This window comes from Bradyrhizobium sp. th-b2 (assembly GCF_000426785.1).
Lineage (GTDB): Bacteria > Pseudomonadota > Alphaproteobacteria > Rhizobiales > Xanthobacteraceae > Bradyrhizobium > Bradyrhizobium septentrionale.
Window position 1 is genome coordinate 1 of record NZ_AUGA01000153.1, and the last position, 6,597, is coordinate 6,597.

Here is a 6,597-nt window from a genome sequence, read left to right on the forward strand (position 1 = left end):
TCGATGCTTCGGGATGCTGCTTTTCGAGTTCTTGGATGCGTTGGTTGAACGAAGCTAGCTCAAGGTACAGTCGTTCAATTTCCGCATTCTTCTCGATCGACCCTGGCTCCCGAGCTTTGCGTGCCTGCATCACGTATCCCCCCGTTATGCTCTCGCCTTTGTGAGCCCGATTCGTGGCTAGAAATGGAATCTCTTTTGGCAAGGGTGTGGCCGGCCAGGTCCATGGAAAATTATCACGCCCGGCGAATACAAACCGAAGACCTGGCCCTGGCCGCCTAGACGTGCACATCAAGGGGACAAGTCACGGCCACCTGCTCAGTAGGAGGCATCCTAACCGATACCGTGTTCGTATCGTTTCGTGTTGCGACCGTCGATCCATAGATGCAGCAGCCCTATCACGAATGTGGCAGATATCGTCTGAAGGACGGTCAAGCTAGCAGTCAAGATCGGCGATCGGGTCTTCCGCCAATTGTAGAAATATGACCAGACAACGATGGCTATCAAATGTTGCGCCACACGGACAGCGCATCAGCGACGATTGCTGTTGAGAAGGCAGTTTTTCGCCGCGCGCCCACATGGCCTGCTTGCGCTCGATCCAGTCGCGCTGGTCGCGCCAAGCCTGGAAGTCCGCCTCTGTCAGGGACGGCAGCAGCAGTACCCATTCGGCCTCGAACGCCGCGCGTGCCTGGTCGAACGTCCCGGCCGGACCGCCGGTCGATCGGTCGCAGCCGGGATAGAAACCGCATTTCCATTCCCATTGGTCGACGTGGTTCGGGACGCCGGCGCGCTGCCCGATCGAGCCGACGCGGACGTCGTCGTCGTAATAGATATCCCATTTCTCCCGCGGCGCGTCCTTGTCGCGCCGGCGCGTCAGCTCGGTCACGTCTCGCCTCCGATCGGACAGCGCCGCCACAGCTGCAGCAGCTCGGCGGCCGGCCTCTTCTCCGTCGTGCTACACTTGGCGCAGCGCGGCCAGGTCGACCGCCCTCGGAGTCTTGCAGCGCGAGCACTTGATCTCGAGCCACGGATGGCCGGCATTGATGGCCTGGTCGACGGAGGGCGAGGGGTCAATCGGGCCGCCGTCGGCCCACATCTTCTCGTTCCAGCTCTGGCAGAGCAGATCGTCGGCCTCGCGGATCAGCGCTTCGCCGGCGGCGCGCTTCTCGGCCGATCGCGTGGCGAGGATTGACGTCACTGCTCGGGCACGCGCTAGCTCCTTTGTCAGCGCCTTGCGGTCGCCGCCAGAGAGAGGCGTTGGGTGCTGTTTTGGAGCCATGAGCGGCATTTCCCGCCGAATCGAGCGTGCGGAAAGCCGCTAGCAGTTGTCGATTGCGCAACGCTACGCACTATCGATGGGTCAATTGTTCTTCGGTCGAAATGAGGGCAGGGGTCGTATACTCATAAGTCAGGCAAGTACGCGCGTTCGGGATAGCGAGGTCCGAGTTGCCCTCAAAGGCAGACATCGATGATGGCTAGTAACGCCAAGGGCCAACAACAGACTCATGCGCCGCGGCAAATCAGCGGGCCTCATTCGATCACCTCGTCGCCGAGCGACAGCAAGGTGGGGAGCACGGGTACGCCGAGTCTCTTTGGCGATCTTCAGATCGACCATTGAGCAGCAGGGGTTGTTGTAGTACAAAAGCCACTCGGGCCGTTGACAACCGCCCGATGAGCTCCCGCAGCCAAGCGTTGTTTCGCTCCATTGAGGAGGTGAAACATGCCCTGCGGCAGCACGATCAACAATTCAACTAACACTCTCGACGCAGCTTCAGCCTCTTTTCCGGCCTTTAGGGGGTCTTGGAGAATCCCGACTGCGTGGCTGGCCGGATTAGCACTGTGGTTGGAACGACAGCGCCAATACAGGGAACTTCTCGAACTTGATGACTGGCTGCTCACCGACATTGGCGTATCGAAGGCGGATGTTGAAGAAGTGCGAAAATCGCCATTGTATCTAAATGCGTGGCGCGACAGCCGATAACACTAGCGAAGCCGCTTTGGTTTGCGCCGCGACCCAATGTTCGCCGGGGGCGATGGCCCCGAAATTCAACTTCCGCTCTTCCCCGAAAGCGGACTCAAGTCGGACATCGGGCCATGTCTGGTTGGCCAAAAGCCGGACTCGTATGAATGAGTTCCGGCAAAGCATTTTTTGGCCGAACTCTTCTTTCTTTGACAGCGGTTGAAGCCTCCGTGGATCGCGGACGCTACGGATTAGCTCCTCCTACTCGCGGTCATATCGAGCGCGGCCCGGAGACCCTTTGCGAGTCTGATTGCGTCATCGTTCGCCCAAAAATGCATGAAGAATAAACGCGGCTGTTCATCTAACATATGGCTGTGGAGCGCGGTGACCTCGATGCCGTGCGTTCGCAGCGCCATGATAACTGGGTTGACTTCTCCATTGGTGAGCACGAAATCGCCGGTGATCGCTGCCTTGCCGCCGCCGGTCGGCTGGAAGTTGATGCCGATGGCGACGCCCATCGGGCCAACCGGGGTCAACGTCATGCCGTCCGCAGTGATCGGGTCGCGGCGCGGCACGTTGAACTGATAGACGCCGCCATTGGCCTGGCCTTTGACGCCGATGATCTGATCAAGCTGGTCAGTATCAAGATCGATCGCCGGCGGCGATGCTGCTGGCGCAGCGGCCGTCAGCGGCGTCTTGCTTTCGGCCAGCGCATCCCGGATGGCCGTGGCGATCTGGACCGGGTCGCCGTGACCGGCGACGTGCATGTAGAAGGTGGCCGGGCTCGCGCCCAGCAGATGGTTGTGCACGGCCGTGATCTGCAGGCCGTTCGCGATCATCTTCAACATCACCGGGTTGATCTCAGATTCCAGCAGCACCAGATCGCCCATCGCCATGACGCCATCGTGCATAGGCTTGAACGCGACCCAGCCGCCGAGCGCCAGCGCCGGCTTGATGGTGACGCCGTCGAGCGTCACCACAAGATCGCTGCGCGGAAAGCCGTAGCGATGCACGTCGCCCGACACGGCGGGCTTTCGGCCCAGCGTGTCATCGACCTTCTGCCAGTCGACGGTCTGTGCATGGGCCGAGGAGACGAACGGCTCTGCGAACACCTGGCAGTCGATTCTCTGCGCGCTTCCGCTTGTAGCGAGGAAACAGGAGCCGATGACGATCAGCGCCGAAATCATGTTGCGCATTGAATTACTCCCTTGAATCTGGATTCGATGTGTGGAAGCGGGGGCGCTATTCCCTCGTGAGTCCGTTCTGTTCCTTGACCTGACCGCTGCTGTCGATCACGAGCCTCACGGGCTTGCCGTTCTTCATCGCTTTTGCCGTCATGCCTTCGGCGGTCGATTTGACGTCGCTGATGTCGGCGTAGCCGGCGGCCTGAAGTTTCGCGACGAGCTCGTCCTTGGTCAGGGCGTGGGCGGGCATGGCGGCACCGGCAATCGCGAGCGCAAGAATCAGGTGAGAGAGCTTTGCTTTCTGCATGGTCGTTCCTCCTGGCTGTGTTGTGCTGCCCCGGGTTCTCGTGACGCATCTCCGACGAACAGTGCAGCAATTTTGCCGTCCCGGAGCCAGGCGGCAGTGCCTCCGGTGAGCTTCTGCCCCTTTTGGTAGACCAAGACCACGGACTGGCCATTGAGGCGGGAAGCCGAGGCCTTGACGTCGAGATGGGAGTGGCTGATAGCGCCCGGGATTAAGCGTGGATCAGAGGCAAAATGTTCATCGAGGCGAACGTCGACAAGCGCCGGCGCCTTGGCGGTGCCGATGAGACGGGACAATCTGTCTGGTGAGACCGATGGGTATGACGACATGGTGCGCCCTTGGTGAACAGGACGCGATGCTTGGGCATGTCGCCTCGCGGGGAGATCGCTTTCCCCGAGCGAAAATACAAACCGACCATGAATAGCCATGTCAACCTGCTGGGTAGTTGCTCAGATCACAGGTAGTTTTACAGGTTAGTTGGAACCTTTTGATCGCATCGGCTCCTGCTCGCGCGCGTTTCCAATGACGGTTTTGGGTCAAACAAGTCGGAGGACGCAACCGTGACGTCCGCTTAAACCCCGTCACCGGACTTTCGATAGCCGGCGCGGCACTTCCGAAAAGGGCCAAGAAGAGACATGGCTTTAGTACATGGCCGGGCTTGATAACGGGCATCGCCTGAGACATTCGTCCAGCTCAGACGGCAGCTCCGGCCAGCAAGAAAGCGCCGCCAAGCGCGACCATCACAAGTCCAGGCCAACTCGATTTGATGCCGAAGCCACTACCTGGTCTTTCAGGTTCCAGCGTGTCACGCCCGGAGCGAAGCCACCTTCCACCGCTCAATCGGCCTTGCCAGATTGGCCGATACGCCATCTGGAGCACGCCGCCGAAAACCAGGAGCACACCAAGCCATATGAGGGTCATGCTCTCCTCCCGCACCAGTGAAAGCCAACAGGTTGCTCCGCGGGAACCGTGGTCCGTTCAACGTCTGCCCGCTGCTCTCGGAATTAGAACGACCTCGAAAGCCGCCGGACGCGCCAGCGCGCCGCACGTAGGCGGGCGATCACGCTCTCCGAAGCTCAGGCTATGTCAATCATAAGCATCCTGCTCAGTCTTCGTCCGGCTCGCGCACGACCGGCGGTTCGTCGGTTCGGTCCTCTTCGTCGTCTTGCTCTTCGTCGTCTTCGTTGTCATCAGGATCTCGGGGTGGCATCGTGTTGCCCATGATCGCGAAGACACGCCGGTCGATCCTGGTGGGAACTACCTCGGGGATTTGTAGGGTCATGTTGTCGCTCCTCGGATGTGACCCTGAGGCACTTTACCCCTTTTTCGGAGGGCAGACACGGAATTGGCGGGCCAGAACCGGAAGTCACGGACGTTCTGCAGCCTCAATTTTCCAGGGAACACACGCACGGTCATTCGGGCAAATCAGCCTCTCGAAAGGCGACTAGCCTCAGTTCGCGGCCCAGCGCTGTCCCTAGGAACAGCCAACCGCGTGACCGATTACGTGGACGTCGCCGACCGCGACATCGCCCGGGCGCAACACCTTGCGGCGCACCTACGGAACAGCATTACATGTGAGAAATTCCGGAACGAACCGGCTCGTCAGTCTTTTCTGGTTTTAGCGAGGTGCCCATGACGACTTCTCAAGCCATCGAAGGCGCGTGTGCGTTCGCTTGGCGGAACTACTTGCTGCTCCACGCCGGTATCAGCGAGAACGATAGCAGGCGTTCCGCCCTTTATCGCTACGTCACCAATCTTCGTGATACCGGGGAATATGATTTCGATCTCTTGCAAATAGCGGCAGTCGCTTACTTGAAAAAACTGGACGAATTGTATGACGACCGAGGTGCGAGACACGCGGCAAATCAAGTTTTGGCCGAGTGTTTAGAATAACGCAGTGCACAACCCGACACTTAGCTTTGGGCCACAACACCAGAGCAGAAGGAGTGGACAGCATGGCAGACAAGACATCTAACGTAGACCGTTTCGCGCGCGACCCACAAAGGCGCATCACCGAAGCGACAGCAATCGGCATGAATGCCCTGAAGCCAATTATGCACTTTCAGGTCTCAATGCTGAGGATGTGGGCCGACGGTATCGAGAGGTTCGCGGGCAATTACGAAAAGGGGTTTGAGGAAACCGCGACCACTGTCGAGGAACGGTCGGACAAGGAACGGGCCGCGTAAATTAATGCGGATGGTTAGGCGGCGACCGAGTTGTGGTTCACAAGGCGACATTCCTGCGGCCGGGCCGCGATGTCCGCTTCACCTCTCGAAAAGCGGACATCCCGGATTTATGAGTATACGCCCTAAGCCACCCCCCGGCGTGTTCCCCTCGCTGGGGCCGCTTTTGGTCGTGCGTGGAAAGGAATTGGCGCGTGACTGACAGTCCCCACCGTGCCCAGTTACTTATTCGGTCCTGCAAGATGAAAGAGGCCGCCAACTGAGGCGGCCTTATTTGCTGATCTGTTCAAAATTGAGCATCCGGAACATCAGATGGGGTCCATACCTCAAATCATGGTCTCAAAAGCGAAGCTGCTTAGCCAAGAAGAGTTCGCCTCCCTGCTTACGGTCGCAAATACGTCCGCCGTAACCAGCCCCCCGGCAATGATCCCGGCCGAGCATAGCAAGCGACTGATAGCGATGGGTTACATGGTCCAACTATCTGGCAGGCTGCGAATGACCTCGCCGGGCCGAATGCGGATATATGCGGAACAACTCACCAGCAGGTAAGTGGCACTAACTGCACGAAAGTGCCCGTGAGCATTACGGCGGCGAATAGCACCGCTCCAATGATCGCAGTACCAAGACAGATGCGCGCTCGAACGTACGCATACGACGAGGACCGCGTGATGGACGCATGCGCGCGGGTACGGCGAGCTCTATGATGGCGTTGCGTGAAGGTTAGGCGGCCTGCTGATCGGCGGGCTTGTCGGCTTGGCGCAGGAGCTTCCATTCCCAGGGCAGCAATTCGTGCAGACGCGATGCGGGAAGATCGGCGATACGGGCGAGGACGTCGGCGAGCCAGGCTTTCGGATCGACGTCGTTGAGACGACAGGTCGTGATCATCGTCAGCATGATGGCGGCACGGTCGGCACCACGCTGGCTGCCGGCGAAGGTCCAGTTGCGCCTTCCCAAGGCGATGCCTCTCAA

8 protein-coding genes and 1 pseudogene are annotated in these 6,597 nt (G+C 59.5%); 3 read left to right on the forward strand and 6 right to left on the reverse strand.

The annotated features are described in order from the left end of the window. Window positions 1-433: 433 nt before the first annotated feature. Both K359_RS56130 and K359_RS56135 read right to left on the reverse strand, forming a co-directional pair. Window positions 434-883: a hypothetical protein gene (locus tag K359_RS56130; protein ID WP_063619005.1), complete on the reverse strand. Its 450-nt coding sequence runs from the start codon at window positions 881-883 to the stop codon at window positions 434-436. Beyond that, window positions 880-1,276 (reverse strand): annotated as a pseudogene (locus K359_RS56135) (hypothetical protein). The gene K359_RS56130 and the pseudogene K359_RS56135 overlap by 4 nt, the downstream one beginning before the upstream one ends. A gap of 441 nt (window positions 1,277-1,717) precedes the next feature. Here K359_RS56135 and K359_RS60415 point away from each other — a divergent pair. Beyond that, the gene (locus tag K359_RS60415; RefSeq protein ID WP_084518826.1) at window positions 1,718-1,978 is read left to right on the forward strand and encodes a DUF1127 domain-containing protein; all 261 of its coding nucleotides are present in this window, start codon (window positions 1,718-1,720) and stop codon (window positions 1,976-1,978) included. A gap of 230 nt (window positions 1,979-2,208) precedes the next feature. Here the strand turns inward: K359_RS60415 and K359_RS0146230 are convergent, their stop codons facing one another. From K359_RS0146230 to K359_RS63845, 3 genes are all read right to left on the reverse strand, one after another. Next, complete coding sequence (locus K359_RS0146230; protein WP_029085064.1) at window positions 2,209-3,153, reverse strand: DUF1259 domain-containing protein; 945 nt, start codon at window positions 3,151-3,153, stop codon at window positions 2,209-2,211. 46 nt (window positions 3,154-3,199) lie between these two features. Next, entirely contained in the window at window positions 3,200-3,448 is a 249-nt protein-coding gene (locus tag K359_RS0146235; RefSeq protein ID WP_029085065.1) for a hypothetical protein, read from the reverse strand. Window positions 3,449-4,550: 1,102 nt separating this feature from the next. Beyond that, entirely contained in the window at window positions 4,551-4,727 is a 177-nt protein-coding gene (locus K359_RS63845) for a hypothetical protein (RefSeq protein WP_198031288.1), read from the reverse strand. A gap of 350 nt (window positions 4,728-5,077) precedes the next feature. Here K359_RS63845 and K359_RS0146245 point away from each other — a divergent pair, with 350 nt between their 5' ends. Then, window positions 5,078-5,338: a hypothetical protein gene (locus K359_RS0146245; protein ID WP_035978403.1), complete on the forward strand. Its 261-nt coding sequence runs from the start codon at window positions 5,078-5,080 to the stop codon at window positions 5,336-5,338. Between the two features lie 62 nt (window positions 5,339-5,400). Further along, window positions 5,401-5,631, forward strand: a complete 231-nt coding sequence (locus tag K359_RS0146250) for a hypothetical protein (RefSeq protein ID WP_029085067.1) — start codon at window positions 5,401-5,403, stop codon at window positions 5,629-5,631. Between the two features lie 717 nt (window positions 5,632-6,348). Here the strand turns inward: K359_RS0146250 and K359_RS0146260 are convergent. Next, a partial coding sequence (locus K359_RS0146260) for a transposase domain-containing protein (protein ID WP_029085069.1) occupies window positions 6,349-6,597 on the reverse strand: 249 nt, incomplete at its 5' end.